Here is a 16,483-nt window from a genome sequence, read left to right as displayed (position 1 = left end):
AGAACCGAGCATGCAGCCGTTGTCGGCCGAAGAATGGAGCGAGGCCGAGTACGCGGCCTTCGGCACTCTCATGGGAATCCCGGGTGAGAAGGTGCCCCGCGCTGGGTCTGGCCACGCCTACGAGCCACTCAACTTCCCCGTAATCGGGCTCCTGGCCCGCCACCCCACGTTGGCTCAAGCATTTCTGACATTCAACGTCCACCTGCTGCGCCACGGTGAACTGCCGGCCGACTTGCGTGAGTTGGTGGTCCTGCGCGTCGCGATAAAGCATCGGTCGGCCTTCGAATGGGGCCAGCACGTCAAATTCGCTCTCGCTACGGGGGTGACAGAAGAAGAAATTAGCGCGTTAGTCGAGGGTAACGAGGGTTTCACCGGCCACCGCCTGCTCGTCCTGCAGGCCGCCGACGAACTGCTGGCCACTGGCCGAGCTGGCAGCACCTGGGAGCAACTCGTCGACCAGTTGGGTGTTCACCAAGCAATGGAGGTGCTGTTCCTGGTCGGCGCGTACATCACGACGGGCATGGCGTTCAACACGTGGGGGCTGCAGCCGCAGCCCGGCAGCGCCGCCCTGCCCGCCGATGATGATGCCGTCGGCGGCCTTGCCTAGCGCAATGGTGACCCGCCGTCTGCGGAACTTAACCGGTGCGGCGCCGAGATCGCTTCGCAGCCAAAGGCTTTGGGATCACGTTGGCCAGCACCATTTCCAAAAAGGGCTGATACAGATCACGATCGTCCAAGTATCCGCTGATCGCGATCCCCTCGTGGCTAGCGATCAGGATCCGCGCGAGGGTCTCGGCGGGCATCCGCAGTGTTCCGCCGAGCTTGGCAATGTGGGTCTCGATGTAATCAGTCAGCGATGTGACCGTCTCGGTGCGTTGAGCGGCCACGCGCGCACGGGCGTCGGGGTTTCGCAACAGGAACAACGAGAATTCGTAGCCCAGCGCCGCACTACTAGGGGCAGCGATGGTCAATTCACGCCACCGTTCGGCAAACCGCGCGACGTCGATGCTGTCCAGGCTGTCGAACTCGGCCAGCACGTCTTCGAAGCTACTCAAGAAGCGCTGCAGATGACGCTCGATAACAGCCAGGAACAGCTCTTCTTTGGCACCGAAATGCGAATAGATGGCACCCCGCGTGTAGCCGGCGGCCTCAGCGATGTCCTCCAGCGCTGCCCCGGCGAACCCTTGCTTGGCAAACACCTCTTCGGCGGCATCAAGCAGCACACTACGGGTGTGCTCGAGTCGGCGCTGCCGGGTCCATCGTTCCGCCACGCCATCCATCATCGCAGCTCACCCCTTCCCGGAGACAGGTACGCCACTACATCTTGTATACGCTCTTGTATAGAAGATACACGCATGCATAAACTCGCTGTACCGTCGGGCCAGCAGCAGCCGACCGCAACACAGAGGAGAACGCGCAATGAAGCTCGAAGACCGCATCGCCAAGCACCGTCGGATGGCCGAAAGCTACCGCGACAAGTACGTGCTGCAGAAAGTTCAGGAAGGCGAAAGCTACGACGAGTGGGAGTTCGCCGACGACGCGGTCTACACCTCGCCCTACTTCGTGGCCGACCAGGAACTGGTTCTCAAAGACGTTGCCACCCATTGGGATACCGCGGCAACCATAGAAGCAAAGGCCTACGGCATCACGTTCCCGGATTGGAAACCGGTCGACTTCAAGGTGTGGCCAGCCGAGAACGGCTTTGTGCAGCGCTACCGCTGGGAGGGCACCAACGTCAACACCGGCGAGATCCAGGGCTTCTACTCCATCAGCTTTGTCGACACCAACGACGAAGGCCAGATCGTGCACTGGTCGACCTATGTCAACGACGAGGAGTACGGCCCCTTCCTGGAGGCCGCGATCGGCGCACGGGGGCCGTTCCACGGGGACGGATACATGCAGGCGCTTGCCCAGCATTTCGAGAAGCACAACATCACGCTGTAACCGCCACAGGGGTCGCGCAGCGGCGACCTATCAAGCCCCGACGGACGTCGACGAAGCACCAGAAGGATGACCATGAGCGCGACCGGCGAGGTGTATTACGACCCGTGGCACGCCGATCTCAACGCCGACCCGTACCCGATGTTCAAGCGGTTGCGCGATGAAGCGCCTCTGTTCTACAACGAGGTTCACGATTTCTACGCGTTGAGTCGTTTCGACGACGTGAACCGCGCGCTGGTGGATTACGGGACGTTCAGCTCGGCGCGCGGCGTGGTCCTCGAAATCATCAAGGCAAACATCGAAATTCCCTCCGGAATGCTTATATTCGAGGATCCGCCGCTGCACGATATCCATCGCAACCTGCTGGCGCGCGCGTTCACGCCACGCAAAATCAATGCGCTGGAGCCTCGGATCCGAGAGTTCACCCAGCGCTGTCTGGACCCGCTCAGCGGCGAAGAGTCCTTCGATTTCGTCAAAGACCTGGGAGCAGTGATGCCGCTGCGGGTGGTCGGCATGCTGTTCGGCATTCCCGAGGACTACCAGCAGCGGGTCCAAGAAGACGGCGACAAACACGTTCGGACGCAGCGGGGCGGGCGAATGACCGACAATGCCGCAGCCTTGACCGACGGCCAAGTCTTCGCCGACTTCATCGACTGGCGCACCAAGAACCCCGCCGATGACTTGACCACCGAGCTGCTCAACGCCGAATTCGAAGACGAGACCGGCACGGTGCGCAAGCTGCGCCGCGACGAGCTGCTGATGTTCATGAACGTGGTCGCCGTCGCCGGTGCCGAAACGACAACCCGGCTGATCGGATGGGCCGGCAAGCTGCTCTCCGAACATCCCGAGCAGCGCCGCAAACTGGTCGCAGACCGTTCCCTGCTCCCCGGCGCGGTCGAGGAGATCCTGCGTTTCGAGCCGCCCGCGCTTCAGGCTGCCCGCTACGTCACCCGCGACGTCGAACTCCACGACCACACCGTGCCGGCGGGCAGCGCCCTGATCACCCTCATCGGCGCCGCCAACCGTGACGATCGCCGCTTCGGCGAAGACGCCGAGAACTTCGACGTCACCCGAAAAGTGCGCCAGCACCTGACCTTCGGCGTCGGCGCACACTACTGCCTAGGTAACGCGCTGGCCCGCATCGAGGGCCGCATCGCCCTCGACGAGATCATGAACCGCTTTCCCGACTGGGAGGTCGACCTCGACGCCGCCGTGTTTTCCTCCTCGTCGGCGGTCCGGGGCTGGGACAGCATGCCAGCCCGCACCTAAGCACCGAATCAGCCGTCGCCCAACCGAATCAAGATTCAAGGAGCCCCACCATGACAGGACGCGTCGAAGGCAAAGTGGCCTTCATCACCGGAGCGGCCCGCGGCCAGGGCCGCAGCCACGCCGTCCGGCTGGCCCAGGAGGGCGCCGATATCATCGCCGTCGACCTGTGCGCTCCCATCGAGTCGGTGCCCTACCCGCTGGCCACTCGAGAGGACCTCGCCGAAACCGCCGACCTCGTCAAATCCCACAACCGGCGCGTAGTCACCGCCGAGGTCGACGTCCGCGACTCCGCGGGGCTCAAAGCCGCCGTCGACAGCGGCGTTGAACAGCTCGGCAAGCTGAATATTGTGATCGCCAACGCCGGCATCGGCAACGGCGGCGAGTCCTTCGATCAGGTCTCTGAGGACGACTGGCAGACCATGATCGACATCAACATGACTGGCGTCTGGAAGACAGTCAAAGCCGCGGCCCCCCATCTCATCGCCAGCGGCCCCGGCGGCTCGGTCATCTTGACCAGCTCGATGGCAGGGATGAAGGCCTATCCGATGATGATGCAGTACGTGGCCGCCAAACACGGCGTCGTGGGCATCATGCGCTCCTTAGCCGTCGAATTGGCCCAGCACATGATCCGGGTCAACAGCGTGCACCCCAGCCACGTCGCCACCCCAATGGTGCTCAACGAGGCCACCCTGTCGTTGTTTCGGCCCGACCTCGAGCACCCGGGGCCCGATGACATCGCCCCGATCTGTCAGATGTTTCACACCATGCCCAAACCCTGGGTTGAGGCCGAAGACATCACGAACGCGGTGTTGTTCTTTGCTTCCGACGAATCGCGCTACGTCACAGGCGTCCAGATGCCCATCGACCTCGGCAGCAATCTGAAATGACCAGTCCGATAACGGTGTCGGCGACGTCGTGGACGTGCTCGACTGCCCTCCCCTGCCGAGGTGTCCGGGATCGCCCGCGGCGTCCGTTGAGGACGGGAAGATGATCGTGGAGCGCGTCGCGGTGGTTACCGGCGGCGGGTCGGGCATCGGCGAAGCCACCTGCTATGAATTGGCGCGGCGCGGAAACCGGATCGCCGTTCTTGACATCAACGCCGATGCCGCCCAGCGCGTCGCTGACACGCTCATCAGCTACGGCTCCACCGCTGTGGGCATCGGAGTAGATGTCACCGACCGTCCCGCGGTCGAAGCGGCCTTCGCGCGGGTGCGCGCAGAATTGGGACCGGTGACCATTCTGGTCACGAGCGCCGGCAAGGTCGGTTTCGGCAAGTTCGCCTCCATCACCGCGGAGGCATGGCAGGAAATGTTCGACATCAATACCACCGGAACATTTCACTGCTGTCAGGTTGCCCTTCCCGACATGGTCGCCGCGAAATGGGGACGCATCGTAATGATTTCCTCCTCCAGCGCGCAACGCGGTTCGCCCTACATGGCCCACTACGCCGCGTCCAAAGGCGCAGTCATCACCCTGACCAAGTCATTGGCCGCCGAGTACGCCCGAAAAGGCATCACCGTCAACAACATTCCCCCCTCCAGCATTGACACCCCCATGGCCCGGCAATCCCAGTCCGAGGGCAACCTCTTCAACCCCGACGACCTCGCCAAGCACATCCCCATGGGCCACATGGGGACCAGCGACGATATTGCCTCCGCGGTGGCGTTCCTGTGCTCCAACGAGGCTGGATTCATCACCGGACAAGTGCTTGGCGTCAACGGCGGCGCGGTGATGTCATGACCGGCCACCCACATCCCCCGAGTACTGGTTTCGCGCGCGTCGTGCCGAAGACTCCGAGTTCACAGAACGTGCCACGGTGGAAGCACGATTGGGAGTAGCTCAAGTGTGGTGTTCGACCCGGTCTCCGATGACTTCTTCGCCGACCTCTACGCCATCTACCGGCGCATGCGCATCGAAGCCCCGCTCTATTACAACGAGGCCGAAGACTTCTACGCTCTGACCCGCCACGACGACGTCGCCGCCGCGTACAAGGACCACGAGACCTTCTCCTCCGCACGAGGTTTGGATCTGGCGATGGGCACTGACGCCGAAACATTCAACATCGACCGCGACCGCAGCCAAGCACAGAACCTCGGCCTCGGCTACGGCATCCACAGCTGCCTAGGCGCAGCGCTGGCCCGCCTCGAAACCGCCATCGCACTCGCGTCAAGCTCGTGCTCGGTGGTCGGTGGATTGCGACCGCGCAATACATCTAGCGCAACTCTCGCCTGCCGGATCTCAGAGTTCGAGGCTGTCGTCGGCGTCTCGACTCAGGAAGGTATCGCGCTCCCGAGCCGACCCAGGCTGGGCGGCGTCATTCGCATGCGCGGCCCGCCAAGCGCGGAAGGCGTCGCGGCGGGCCTGGATTGCGGATGCCCGACGGCGGAGGACATTTGCGATCGCTTCGGGCAGCGCGGCGGGGTCCACGCGAGACGCCACCTGGTGCGCAGTGTGCGCAGAGTCGTCACGGGTCAGCACCGATTGCACGAAACAGGTTGCCTCCATCGAGGTTCCACGCATCAGCGACAGCGGATCGGATGGATGCCCTTCGGCTTCGACGCTCCTTTCGTAGAGGTGTGCGGTGTTGGTGTGGCGGCCGCGGCTCATCGCGACGTAGAGCAGGTTGCGGGTGGTGTTCTCCCCTAGAACCGCGTGGCTAGTGTCGGCGGTGACTCCTTGGGCGGAGTGCACCGTGACCGCGTAACCAAGGTTGATGTGCTCGCGCAGATAGTCACCGGTGAATACGGCGCCGGCGCCGTCATCGAGGCGTACCGCGGCGACTCGGTAGTTTTCTTGGTCGATTGCGGCGACCCTCCAGCGGTTTCCATTGCGCGCCATCGACGCGGGCTCGGTGGCTCGCGGATTGTCGAACACGGTGACGGCGGGGTCGTTGCGGCGACTGATGATGAGATCACCGACGCCGATCTGCTGACCGTGGGCTACGGCGAGGGTAGGCGCGTCGTGCGGGACGTGTTCGTGATGGAGACGTTGGTTGAGGGCGCAAGCCATTTCTGTGGTGTCGCAGATCAGCAGGGCGTCATGGCCTTTCGACACGTCGACCTGGTAGGCGGCCAGGGCGTCGTGGGCCATGGTGACCGCATCGCCGCAGTGCAGCCGGTCATGGGTGCGATACCAGGCAACGGCGCGGGCGACCTCGGCGGGCGTGCCATCGCGCAGCCCGAGGGAGGCGCTGCGTTCCTCGGGGTCGCGCATCCGCCAGACTTCGGAGAGTTTCTGGGTCCAGGGCAGGTCAGTGCAGAGTTGGGCGAACATGCCGCCGCGGGCTTTGACCGGGGCGAGCTGATACTCGTCGCCCACCAGGACGGTCTTCGCTCCGGCGCCGGTGGTGGCAGTCAGCAGTTGACGCAGATCGTCGGTGCCCACCATCGCGGCTTCATCGACGACCACCAACGTCGCCGGACTCAGCTCCAGCTGCTTGTCGCGCAACAGCTGCACCGCTTTGGCGACGGTGTGACCGGTGTCGCCGACACCCTCACGCAGCGCCACATCGACGGCCTTCCCCGTCGGGGCCAGCACCAGGACCTGGCCGTAGTGGCGGCGATGCACCGCCGGCATCAGCGCCCGCATCGTGGTGGTCTTACCCGCACCGGCCGGGGCCGACAGCGGCTGCACCAACCACGGCGAGGCTCCAATGTTCTCGACCACACGCTTCTGATCCTCTGATAAGCCGGCCGTGTCCTCGTCCTTGATCCGCAGCATGCTGCGCGGCTCTTGGGCGTCGACCAGATCGAGCACGGCTTTCTCTTCGGCCAGGATGCGGTCGAGGGTGAAGCGTTCGTGGCCTTCGCGTTGATGTGCGGCGCGCACCCCGGTGAGCCGCACCGCGACCTCGTCGACCGCGGACTCGACGAGCGCGCGCGGTTCATGTGCGGTGTCCACCGGAAGTTGTGCGCCCACGATCTCCACCAAGTCGGCGCGGGTGAACGCGGCCCTCTCAATGCGCGCTGCCGCGTCGACCAGGTGCGCACGATCAAACGGGGTGCGCGCAACCGCGGTGCGCGCCGCACGCGCCGCACTGTGCGCCGCGCGGTCCAGGTGCAGACCGCGCACATCGGCGCGCCACTGCTCCAACAGCTGACTCCAGGCGAGCTCCTCGGGCTTGCCAGGCCGCGTCGCTTTCTGTGCGATCGCCAGCTGCGCCGCCGACAACTGCCCGTCGACAATGTTGAGGTTTCCGGCGGCCCATTCGCGCAGCGCGGTGGAACGCCGCGACCACGCGGTGATGCTGTCGCGGCCGATCCCAGCGATCTCGGCCATCCCGGTCGACGTATCGACCGGTTCCCACTCGAAACCCAGGGATCGGTGCAGTTCACGACGCAACGTGGCCTGATAGACGACCCCGGCGGCTTTGGCCTCGTGATACAGCGACGTCCCGTCAATCGACACCAGCGTCCCGTCGGCGCGGGCCTGCCGGTTCGGCACGATCACGTGGGTGTGCAGGTGCGGATCCCCGCACCTAGACGTCTCATGCTGATAGGCCACTGCCACCAACCCGGGGAGGCGCACCAAGTCCTTCTCCCCGGTCACCGGGTTGTGCACCCTCGTATAGCCCGCATGTGCGCTCAGATACTCCATCGCCTCAGCGAGCGCGGTGGTGTGCGCACCGGTGATCGCTTTAGCGCCCACATCATCAGCGCGCAACGCACGCACCAACGACACACTCTTGGGCGCACAAAACGTCAGATCGAAACCGTGCACACCGCGCACACCGAATGTGCGCCCATGTGCGCCGCTCGGTGCGGTCCCCTCATCAAGCCAGCGCGCCACCGTCTCCGCATCGGCCTCACCACCCGCGCGCTGCACATCGGTCAGGCCGACCAGGCGAGCGGCGGTGTGGCTGTCCCCGGCGGTCAGCCACACCGGGGTCCGGGTCTCATGTTCGGAGTAATACTCGCCCAACCCGCCACCGGCCCGCGCACGATCAGCGCTCGCGCGCTCGGCGGTCTTGGCGGTGTCGATGTAGTAGTTGATCGACCACCGCTTCAACTTGGCGATCGTCAACATCAGACTGGCCAATCGGAGAAAGGGAGGGTCGGCACTTGCTGCGCCACAACCATTCTCGCACCCTTGTGCAAGTGTGCCATGCAGTATCTGTGTTGAGGCTAGGAGGCGCGGATATCCGTGATGTTAAGGGGTGGAGGAGAACTGGATGGTGGAGCTGTGGTGTGAGGTTGGGGATAGTTGGACGCCTGTGGATAACAGGGGTCTGGTGATTTGTGAGGGGGTTGGTGGCGCGAGCGCCGCACCCAAGCGAGCCGGACGTGCGGGCCAAAAGTTCTACACATTGATGTCATTCCACGGGCTTAAACTGAAGACAGCTGCTATGAGGGCGATAGGGCGAAGGCGCTATCGCGGCTAACAAGACCAAAATTGTTGCGCGCGAGCGTAGTTACGCCCGACCACACAGGCAGATATCGGAGGTGGTCTAGATGACCGAGAAGAGCGAGCTCATCACGGTCCAGGCCGCCGCCGACCGGCTCGCGGTGAGTCGGTGGATGATTTATCGCTTGATTTGGGAGCAACAGGTGAAGTCAGTACAGATTGGCCGATGCCGGCGAATCATCCGGCAATCTCTCGACGATTATGTAGCTGGACTCATTGAGGGCGTGGCTTGATGGCGCCCCGTTCGCGAAGTCGACGGAATGCCAACGGCGAAGGCGGTGTCTACCGCCGGAGCGATGGGCGTTGGGAAGGCAAGTTCTTCGTCGACACTCCTGACGGCCGCCGCAAGCGAGTAAGCGTGTACGGCGACACCGAGCGTGCCGCCCTGGACGAACTCAACAAGCTTCGCGACCAACAACGCCGCGGGGTACCTGTAGCAACAACCACCCTGTCCGTCGCCGAGTACATGACGTACTGGCTCGAACACATCGCTGAACCGAGCATCCGGCGGACCACGTACGCGACGTACGAGGGCGACGTTCGCCTACACATCATTCCCGGCATTGGGAGACGCAAACTCAAATCGCTTCAGGCGGCGCATATCCGGGACTGGCTTACCAGCCTGCGCACGACATGCCAGTGCTGCATTCAGGGACGCGATGCCGCCCGAGATACTCCGCGATGCTGCGCGAAGACACTCCCGCAATGCTGCAAGGCGTATCTGTCCGCGAGCTCGATCCGACACATTTTGCGAGTCCTACGCGCGGCGCTCCAGGATGCGGTCGACGAGGAGGTTCTCAGCCGGAACGTTGCCCGGCTGGTACAGCTGCGCGTCACCGACGAGCGCAAGGTGCGCAGCTTCTCCCGCGACGAAGCGCTCCGGTTCCTCAAAGCGGCGGAGCAGCATCGACTGTACGCACTTTGGGCGGTTGCACTGTCAATGGGCCTGCGTCGTGGCGAGGCACTCGGATTAGCTTGGGCTGACGTTGATCTCGACCAAGGTCGGCTGACAGTCCGTCAAGCGTTGCACCGGGTTGACGGTCAACTACGGCTCGAGTCTGTCAAAACTGAGGCCTCGGTCGCGGTTCTCCCGATCCCAACTCCCCTGGTGACCATTTTGCGCGCACATCGGCAGCGACAGCTCAGAGAGCGAGTCGCCGCCGGCTCACAGTGGCGAGACACCGGACTGGTGTTCACCACCGCGCACGGCGGCTTCGTCGAACCGCGCAATGCGAACCGGATGTTTCATGATGTCTGCACCAAAGCCGACGTGCCGCATCTTCGAGTCCACGATCTCCGCCACTCCTGCGCCACATTGCTTTTCACGATGGGCGTGCAGCCCGCGACCGTCCAGAGGATCCTGCGACACAGCTCTATCACCGTGACCACCGGCACCTACGTCGAGGTGATCGAGGCGGTCCAGCGTGACGCGCTGGACTCGATGGGCAGCCTCTTTCCAGGCGTGGCGGGCACCAGCGTCAAGTAGCGAAACCCTCTTGTGCTTCGGAATCGACGTGAGTGCTAAGCGCGTGGCGGCCGCGATGTCGTACCGTCTTGAGAGGATCATGGCGAGAAGCTGGAGGAGGTGGCGCTTCGGTGACTAACGAGAAACTCAACGACCTACGCTTTGAGGTCCCCCTCTACACGTTGACTGATGCTGCCAAGCACCTTGTTGTGCCTCGTTCCACACTCGAGACATGGGCCAACGGTTACGAGCGACGGCCTAGTGGCAGGGCCGTGGTGAAGGCCGAGCCCATCATCACCGCCCTAACGCAGCACGAGCGCGGCTCCGCTACGCTGCCCTTTGTGGGCATCGCGGAGGCCTATGTCTTGAACGCGTTCCGTCGCGCAGGCGTACCCATGCAGCGCATCCGCCCGTCCATCGACTGGCTCGTGCAGAATGTCGGCGCACATGCGCTGGCGTCGCGCGACCTTTATACAGATGGCGCGGAAGTACTCTGGGACTTCGCCCAGAAGTCTGGCAAAGGTAGTCCCGACGACCAAGTGGTCAAGCGCCTGATCGTTCCGCGGTCTGGACAGTATGTCTTCAAAGACATAGTGCAGCACTACCTGCAGCAGATCAGCTTCGACGACGACAAATTCGCCCGCACAATTCGCCTGCCTCAGTTCGGGGATGCCAACGTAGTCCTGGACCCCTATCGGGGGTACGGCCAACCGGTGTTTGACGGCAGCGGGGCCCGGGTCGCGGACGCGCTGGGACCGCTGCGCGCCGGCGAGACGTTCGAGGCTGTTGCGGCCGACTACGGCGTTTCTGTGGACGACCTGCGTGACGCACTCGACGCCATCGCGGCCTGACCCAGCCGAACTACTCGCAGGGCTCCCGCACGTCTTCGTGGACCGCAGTTTGGGTGCGCTCCAAGTCCCCGGACTGCTCCGAGAAGCCGGCTTCGCACTCACGACGATGCGGGAGCACTACGGCGAAGCAGACGCACAGCGTGTTGCCGACGTGGAGTGGATAACGCTCACGGCTGAGCGTGGATGGATCGGCTTCCACAAGGACGCCGAGATTCGGCGCAACGAAGCCGAGAGAATGGCTGTCGTCGCGACCGACGCGCGGATGTTCTGCGTGCCCCGTGCGGATATCACTGCCGCCGATCTCGCGGCACGCTACATCTCGAACCTGCCCGCGATAGCCGCTGCGGCGAAGACACCCGGCCCCTACATCTACTCAGTTCAGACAAAACGAATCGTCAGGCTGCCGCTCTAGGAGCCCATGCCACCGCCGGCATGCGGCCGCACTGGACCCGCGCGGTGTCGTCATCTTCGAGTGTTCGAGTGTGGCGTCGTCGTTCGAACGAGGATTGTCGTCAAAACTGTCGTCACGTCGACGGTTGGACATAATCGTCATTCGCAGATCAACGCAAACTGCCTGTTCAAAATGGGTGGAGCTAAGGGGATTCGAACCCCTGACCCCCACACTGCCAGTGTGGTGCGCTACCAACTGCGCCATAGCCCCTTGTTGTGCTCATCGAAGCTACACCACGAGGGGGATGCCTTCAAAATCGCTGGTCACGGCACTTCTCCGCCGGCCTCCGGCCCCAACGGCCGCGACTGGGTGTGCTCGGCCGAGGGCCTCGGCCGAGTTTCAGGAGCGAATACCCATCCCACCGCCGCGATGCCGAGAATGATGCCGCTGACCAGGAACGCCCACCCGAACGACGTGTATTGCGCGATCAGTCCGACCAGCAGCGATCCCCCGATCGAGCCGAAGTCCGCCATCATCTGGAATGTCGCTACCGCGGTCCCGCCACGCGACTTGTTCCCGACCACGTCGGCCACCGCCGCCTGCTGCGGCGACACGAAGATACCGGTCGCCGCCCCCGCCACGTACGCCGCGACGAGGAACACCGGAAGCGATGTGGTGAACCCCACCAGTGCCGTCGACACCGCCGCCAGCGCAAGCCCCAGGATCACCAGCTTGCGCCGCCCGAAGCGGTCCGACAGATAGCCGCTCGGGATCACCACCGAGATGTTGCCCACCGCGAACGCGGTCAGCGCCAGACCGGCCGCGCCCGGTCCTCGGCCCAGCACCTCCACGACGAACAACGGCACCAGCGCGATGCGCAGTCCGAACGACGCCCACCCCGTCGCGAAGTTGGAGAACAGTGCCGCCTTGTAGGCACGATGCCGGAAGACGGTACGGAACGGCACCGGCGCTGCGGTGTCTTCGTCCGAGGCCGCCACCACCTCGGAGTTCCGCAGGCTGACGAAAACGACTGTGGCAGCTACCAACAACGCGGCGCCGTAGATCAAAAACGGTGCCGCCAGACCGAAACCGGCAGTGAGACTCCCGAGTATGGGGCCGCCCACCGAACCGAACATGAATCCCGACGAGAACAGTCCGGCGACGCGTCCGCGTGCGTCCGGCGGCGAAATACGGATCATCAACCCGAGAGACGACACTGTGAACATCGCCGACCCGACCCCTCCGAGGGTGCGGAAAAGAAGTAGCTGCCAATAGGTTTCGGCGAAGGCGCAGGCAGCGGTCGACAATGCGACGATGATGAGGCCGCTGATGTAGACGTGCCGCTCCCCCAGCCTCTGCACCAGAAATCCCGCCGGTGGCGCTCCGACCAACCGCATCACAGCGAAGGCGGTGATGATGAACGTCGCGGCGCTGATGCTGACACCGAAATGGCGCGCGTACTGCGGCAGTACCGGCGCGACAACCCCATAGCCCAGCGCGACGACGACATTCGCGGCGACCAGCACCCACACTTCGCGCGGCAACCGACGCTTGACCGCGGCGGGTGAATTGCTGCTCGCTTCGGCGCAGGGACAGTCGCCCTCCGTGTGCGAACTCAAGCGATGACCTTGTTGACCACGTCGCGCGCGGCAGCCTGTACCTCGGCGAGATGGTCGGCGCCGCGGAATGATTCGGCGTAGATCTTGTAGACGTCCTCGGTGCCCGACGGGCGCGCGGCGAACCACGCGTTCTCCGTCGTCACCTTGAGCCCGCCCAGCGGCGCGCCGTTGCCCGGCGCTGTCGTCAGCTTCGCCGTGATCTGCTCACCCGCCAGCTCGGTCGCGCTGACCTGCTCCGGCGAGAGCTTGGCCAGCCGCGCCTTCTGCTCCCGGTTGGCCGGGGCATCGATGCGGGCATACGTTGGGGCGCCGTATTTCTCGGCCAGTTCGGCGTAGCGCTGCGACGGCGTCGAGCCCGTGACCGCGAGTATCTCCGAGGCCAGTAGGGCCAAGATGATGCCGTCCTTGTCGGTGGTCCACACCGAGCCGTCCCGCCGCAGGAAAGACGCCCCCGCGCTCTCCTCCCCACCGAAGCCGATGGTCCCGCCGATCAGCCCGTCGACGAACCACTTGAACCCGACAGGTACCTCGACCAGCGTTCGACCCAGGCCGGCGACCACACGATCGATGATCGACGAACTCACCGCCGTCTTGCCGACCGCGGTATCGGCGGCCCATTCCGGCCGGTGCGCGAACAGGTAGTCGATCGCCACCGCGAGGTAGTGGTTGGGGTTGAGCAGTCCACCGTCGGGGGTCACGATGCCGTGCCGGTCGGAGTCAGCGTCATTCCCCGTCGCGATCTGATAGGACTCCCTGTTCGCGATGAGTGACGCCATCGCATTCGGGGAGCTGCAGTCCATCCGGATCTTGCCGTCGGTGTCGAGCGTCATGAACCGCCACGTCGCGTCGACGAGCGGGTTCACGACCGTCAGGTTCAGATTGTGGCGTTCGGCGATCGCGCCCCAGTAGTCGACGCTTGCTCCGCCCAGCGGGTCGGCGCCGATACGGATCTCTTCGGCGCGAATCGCGTGCAGGTCGACGACGTTGGGCAGGTCCGCCACATAGGCATCGAGGTAATCGTGGCGCTCTGCGATCTTGAGGGCACGGGCCAGCGGGATGCGCTTGACGTCTTTGAGCCCGCCGCGCAGGATCTCGTTGGCCCGCTTGGCGATGGCGCCGGTGGCGTCGGTGTCTGCGGGACCGCCGGTGGGCGGGTTGTATTTGAAGCCGCCGTCGCGCGGCGGGTTGTGCGACGGGGTGACCACGATCCCGTCTGCCAGGTCGCCTTCGCGTCCCCTGTTGAAAGCCAGGATCGCATGACTGACCGCGGGGGTCGGGGTGTAGCGGTCGGCCGAATCGACCATGGCCACAACGTCGTTGGCGGCCAACACCTCCAGCGCAGACACCCACGCCGGCTCCGAGAGCGCATGGGTGTCGCGTCCGATGAACAGCGGGCCGGTGGTGCCCTGCGCGGCACGATACTCGGCGATCGCCTGCGTGGTGGCCAGGATGTGGGCTTCGTTGAACGCGGCGTCCAAGCTCGATCCGCGGTGACCCGAGGTGCCGAACGCCACCTGCTGGTCCACGTTGTCCGGGTCGGGGCTGACGGTGTAGTAAGCCGTCACCACCGAGGCGATGTCGATGAGGTCTTCGGGCTGCGCCGGCTGACCGGCACGGGGGTTGGCCGCCATGACGACGATTGTCCTCCGTCTCCGAGACCGCCACCGTCTGGGTCGGCATACTTGCGCCCATGGCCCTCGACCGGCGGGAACTGGCTGCGGTATTCGCCGGCGGCGCCCTCGGCACCCTCGCCCGCGCAGGCTTCGAGGAATTGGCCGCCCCCGATCCCGGTCGGTGGCCCTGGCCCACGTTCACGGTGAACATCATCGGCGCGTTCCTGCTCGGCGTCTTTGTCACCCGCCTGCTGGAACGCCTGCCGGTGTCGAGTTACCGCCGGCCGTTTCTGGGCACCGGACTGTGCGGTGGCCTGACCACGTTCTCGACGATGCAGGTCGAGACCATCAAGATGGTCGAGCACGGGCATTACGGCCTGGCCGCCGGCTATGTCGCGGTCAGCATCGCGGCGGGACTGGTGGCGGTCTATCTGGGAACCATGCTGGTGCGCCGGGCCAGGGCGTGGCGATGACGGACGTTCTGGTGTGGGCGGGTGTCGCCGTCCTCGGCGGCCTCGGCGCCGTCGTCCGGCTGACTGTCGACAAGGCGGTGTCTCGGCATGCGCCGAAGGGGTTCCCGTACGGCACCCTGGTGGTGAACATCAGCGGAGCAATGATCCTCGGATTCTTCGCCGGGATGGCGCTTCCGGCGCACCTCGCCCTGATGGCAGGCACCGGGTTCGTCGGGTCGTACACGACGTTCTCCACCTGGATGCTGGAGACCCACCGCCTCGCCGAGGAGCGCCAGATCGGGCCCGCGGTCGCCAACATCGTGGTCAGCGTCGCGCTCGGCATCCCGGCGGCACTCGCGGGCCAGACCCTGGGAGCGCTGCTATGAGCGGGGCGAACGATTCGGCCGGAGTGAGCGGGGCGAACGATTCGGCCGGAGTGAGCGGCACTCTCACGCTGACGGTCTACTTCGCCGAGCGGGAGCGCAGCGGAGAGCGATTCTTGGCCGATGCGATGCTCGATCTTTTCGAGCGCCGCGGTGTCGCCACGAGCATCATGCTGCGGGGAATCGCCAGTTTCGGCCCCACCAACGTCGCGCGCAGCGACCGATCGTTGAGCCTGTCCGAAGATGCGCCGGTGACGATCTCGGCGATCGACACCACGCAGACGATCGTCGCGTTGGTCGAGGAGGTGCGCGCGCTCACCGGTCGCGGCGTGATCACCCTGGAACGTGGGTATCAGCCGCACACCACCGCATACGACTCGGTTCGGATGTCGCTGCATGTGGGACGACGCCACCGGATCGCGGGCGAGCCCGCCTACGTGGCGGTGTGCACAGTGCTGCAACGGCTCGGGTTCGTTGGCGCCGACGTCTACCTGGGGGTGGACGGCACCGTGGCGGGCGGGCGTCACCGCGCAAAGTTCTTCAGCCGTAACAGCGATGTGCCGTTGTCGCTCATCGGTATCGGCACCGGCATCCAGGCCGACGCGGCGGTTGAGGAGATCCGCGCGCTGATCCCTGACGCCTGGTTCACGCTGGAGCCGATTGTGGTGTGCAAGAACAGCGGTCAGCGTCTGGCCGCCCCGACGTCGGACGGCGAGTTCCACAAAATGGTCGTGTCCACCTCGGAGTCCTCCCTGCACGACGGACGCCCGATTCACCGTGAATTGATCCGACGACTCATGGAGTCCCCACACGCCAGTGGCGCGACGGTGCTGCGCGGGATCTGGGGTTTCCGCGGTGATGAGCGTCCCCATGGCGATCGTTTCCTGCAGTTGGCGCGACGAGTTCCGGTGACGACGGTGCTGCTCGACACGGCGCCGGGCATCGCCGCGTCCTATCCGATCGTCGACGAGCTCACCGAGCACGAGGGAATCGTGACCATCAGCGCGCTGGCGGGAATGCTGGAAACCCACGCCGGCCGGAACCGCGGTTCACTCGAGCTCGGCGGACCTGGATCCGCCGGCAATTTGTGAGGGTA

General features: G+C 64.7%; 16 protein-coding genes, 1 tRNA gene and 2 pseudogenes. 14 read left to right on the top strand and 5 right to left on the bottom strand.

Going from position 1 to position 16,483, the window contains the following annotated elements:
* Positions 1-10 precede the first annotated feature (10 nt).
* Entirely contained in the window at positions 11-607 is a 597-nt protein-coding gene (locus AWC12_RS00875) for a carboxymuconolactone decarboxylase family protein (protein ID WP_085171705.1), read from the top strand.
* Between the two features lie 28 nt (positions 608-635).
* On the opposite strand, the gene AWC12_RS00870 is transcribed toward AWC12_RS00875, so the two are convergent.
* A complete protein-coding gene (locus AWC12_RS00870) occupies positions 636-1,271 on the bottom strand; it encodes a TetR/AcrR family transcriptional regulator (RefSeq protein WP_085171760.1) in 636 nt (211 codons plus the stop codon).
* Positions 1,272-1,419: 148 nt separating this feature from the next.
* On the opposite strand from AWC12_RS00870, the gene AWC12_RS00865 reads away from it, so the two are divergent.
* The 6 genes and pseudogenes from AWC12_RS00865 to AWC12_RS32015 all read left to right on the top strand — a co-directional run.
* A complete protein-coding gene (locus AWC12_RS00865) occupies positions 1,420-1,944 on the top strand; it encodes a nuclear transport factor 2-like protein (RefSeq protein WP_085171703.1) in 525 nt (174 codons plus the stop codon).
* Positions 1,945-2,010: 66 nt separating this feature from the next.
* Positions 2,011-3,210, top strand: a complete 1,200-nt coding sequence (locus AWC12_RS00860) for a cytochrome P450 (protein WP_085171701.1) — start codon at positions 2,011-2,013, stop codon at positions 3,208-3,210.
* Positions 3,211-3,260: 50 nt separating this feature from the next.
* On the top strand, positions 3,261-4,097 hold the full coding sequence (locus AWC12_RS00855) for a mycofactocin-coupled SDR family oxidoreductase (RefSeq protein WP_085171699.1): 837 nt from the start codon (positions 3,261-3,263) through the stop codon (positions 4,095-4,097).
* A 100-nt stretch (positions 4,098-4,197) separates the two neighbouring features.
* On the top strand, positions 4,198-4,950 hold the full coding sequence (locus AWC12_RS00850; protein ID WP_207576354.1) for an SDR family NAD(P)-dependent oxidoreductase: 753 nt from the start codon (positions 4,198-4,200) through the stop codon (positions 4,948-4,950).
* 87 nt (positions 4,951-5,037) lie between these two features.
* A pseudogene (locus tag AWC12_RS31445) lies at positions 5,038-5,247 on the top strand (cytochrome P450); the annotation flags it as partial.
* 3 nt (positions 5,248-5,250) lie between these two features.
* A pseudogene (locus AWC12_RS32015) lies at positions 5,251-5,373 on the top strand (cytochrome P450); the annotation flags it as partial.
* Positions 5,374-5,448: 75 nt separating this feature from the next.
* Here the strand turns inward: AWC12_RS32015 and mobF are convergent.
* A complete protein-coding gene (mobF, locus tag AWC12_RS00840) occupies positions 5,449-8,235 on the bottom strand; it encodes a MobF family relaxase (RefSeq protein ID WP_085171695.1) in 2,787 nt (928 codons plus the stop codon).
* 425 nt (positions 8,236-8,660) lie between these two features.
* Here mobF and AWC12_RS00835 point away from each other — a divergent pair, with 425 nt between their 5' ends.
* The 4 genes from AWC12_RS00835 to AWC12_RS00820 all read left to right on the top strand — a co-directional run bounded on the left by AWC12_RS00835 (position 8,661) and on the right by AWC12_RS00820 (position 11,341).
* Positions 8,661-8,846 carry an excisionase family DNA-binding protein gene (locus AWC12_RS00835; protein WP_085171693.1) on the top strand — a complete coding sequence of 62 codons (186 nt, stop codon included), beginning with the start codon at positions 8,661-8,663 and terminating at the stop codon, positions 8,844-8,846.
* A complete protein-coding gene (locus AWC12_RS00830) occupies positions 8,846-10,099 on the top strand; it encodes a tyrosine-type recombinase/integrase (RefSeq protein WP_085171691.1) in 1,254 nt (417 codons plus the stop codon). The genes AWC12_RS00835 and AWC12_RS00830 overlap by 1 nt, the downstream gene beginning before the upstream one ends.
* Before the next feature lie 110 nt (positions 10,100-10,209).
* A complete protein-coding gene (locus AWC12_RS00825; protein ID WP_085171689.1) occupies positions 10,210-10,929 on the top strand; it encodes an Rv2018 family toxin-antitoxin system antitoxin in 720 nt (239 codons plus the stop codon).
* Positions 10,901-11,341: a PIN-like domain-containing protein gene (locus AWC12_RS00820; RefSeq protein WP_085171687.1), complete on the top strand. Its 441-nt coding sequence runs from the start codon at positions 10,901-10,903 to the stop codon at positions 11,339-11,341. Before AWC12_RS00825 ends, AWC12_RS00820 begins: the two co-directional genes overlap by 29 nt.
* Before the next feature lie 176 nt (positions 11,342-11,517).
* Here AWC12_RS00820 and AWC12_RS00815 read toward each other — a convergent pair.
* The 3 genes from AWC12_RS00815 to pgm all read right to left on the bottom strand — a co-directional run bounded on the left by AWC12_RS00815 (position 11,518) and on the right by pgm (position 14,570).
* Positions 11,518-11,590: transfer RNA gene (locus tag AWC12_RS00815), tRNA-Ala, on the bottom strand.
* A gap of 53 nt (positions 11,591-11,643) precedes the next feature.
* Complete coding sequence (locus AWC12_RS00810; protein ID WP_085171685.1) at positions 11,644-12,939, bottom strand: MFS transporter; 1,296 nt, start codon at positions 12,937-12,939, stop codon at positions 11,644-11,646.
* Complete coding sequence (pgm, locus tag AWC12_RS00805; RefSeq protein WP_085171683.1) at positions 12,936-14,570, bottom strand: phosphoglucomutase (alpha-D-glucose-1,6-bisphosphate-dependent); 1,635 nt, start codon at positions 14,568-14,570, stop codon at positions 12,936-12,938. The genes AWC12_RS00810 and pgm overlap by 4 nt, the downstream gene beginning before the upstream one ends.
* A gap of 59 nt (positions 14,571-14,629) precedes the next feature.
* Here pgm and crcB (AWC12_RS00800) point away from each other — a divergent pair, with 59 nt between their 5' ends.
* The 3 genes from crcB (AWC12_RS00800) to AWC12_RS00790 are packed head-to-tail and all read left to right on the top strand — an operon-like array spanning position 14,630 to position 16,478.
* Complete coding sequence (gene crcB, locus AWC12_RS00800) at positions 14,630-15,025, top strand: fluoride efflux transporter CrcB (RefSeq protein WP_085171756.1); 396 nt, start codon at positions 14,630-14,632, stop codon at positions 15,023-15,025.
* Complete coding sequence (crcB, locus tag AWC12_RS00795; RefSeq protein ID WP_085171754.1) at positions 15,022-15,390, top strand: fluoride efflux transporter CrcB; 369 nt, start codon at positions 15,022-15,024, stop codon at positions 15,388-15,390. Before crcB (AWC12_RS00800) ends, crcB (AWC12_RS00795) begins: the two co-directional genes overlap by 4 nt.
* A 50-nt stretch (positions 15,391-15,440) precedes the next feature.
* Positions 15,441-16,478 (top strand): DUF190 domain-containing protein, encoded by a 1,038-nt coding sequence (locus tag AWC12_RS00790; RefSeq protein ID WP_085171752.1) that lies wholly within the window; start codon positions 15,441-15,443, stop codon positions 16,476-16,478.
* Positions 16,479-16,483: the final 5 nt, after the last annotated feature.

The sequence above is a fragment of the Mycolicibacterium iranicum genome (genome assembly GCF_002101705.1).
GTDB lineage: Bacteria > Actinomycetota > Actinomycetes > Mycobacteriales > Mycobacteriaceae > Mycobacterium > Mycobacterium iranicum.
This window is presented reverse-complemented; position numbering and strand designations above follow the sequence as displayed.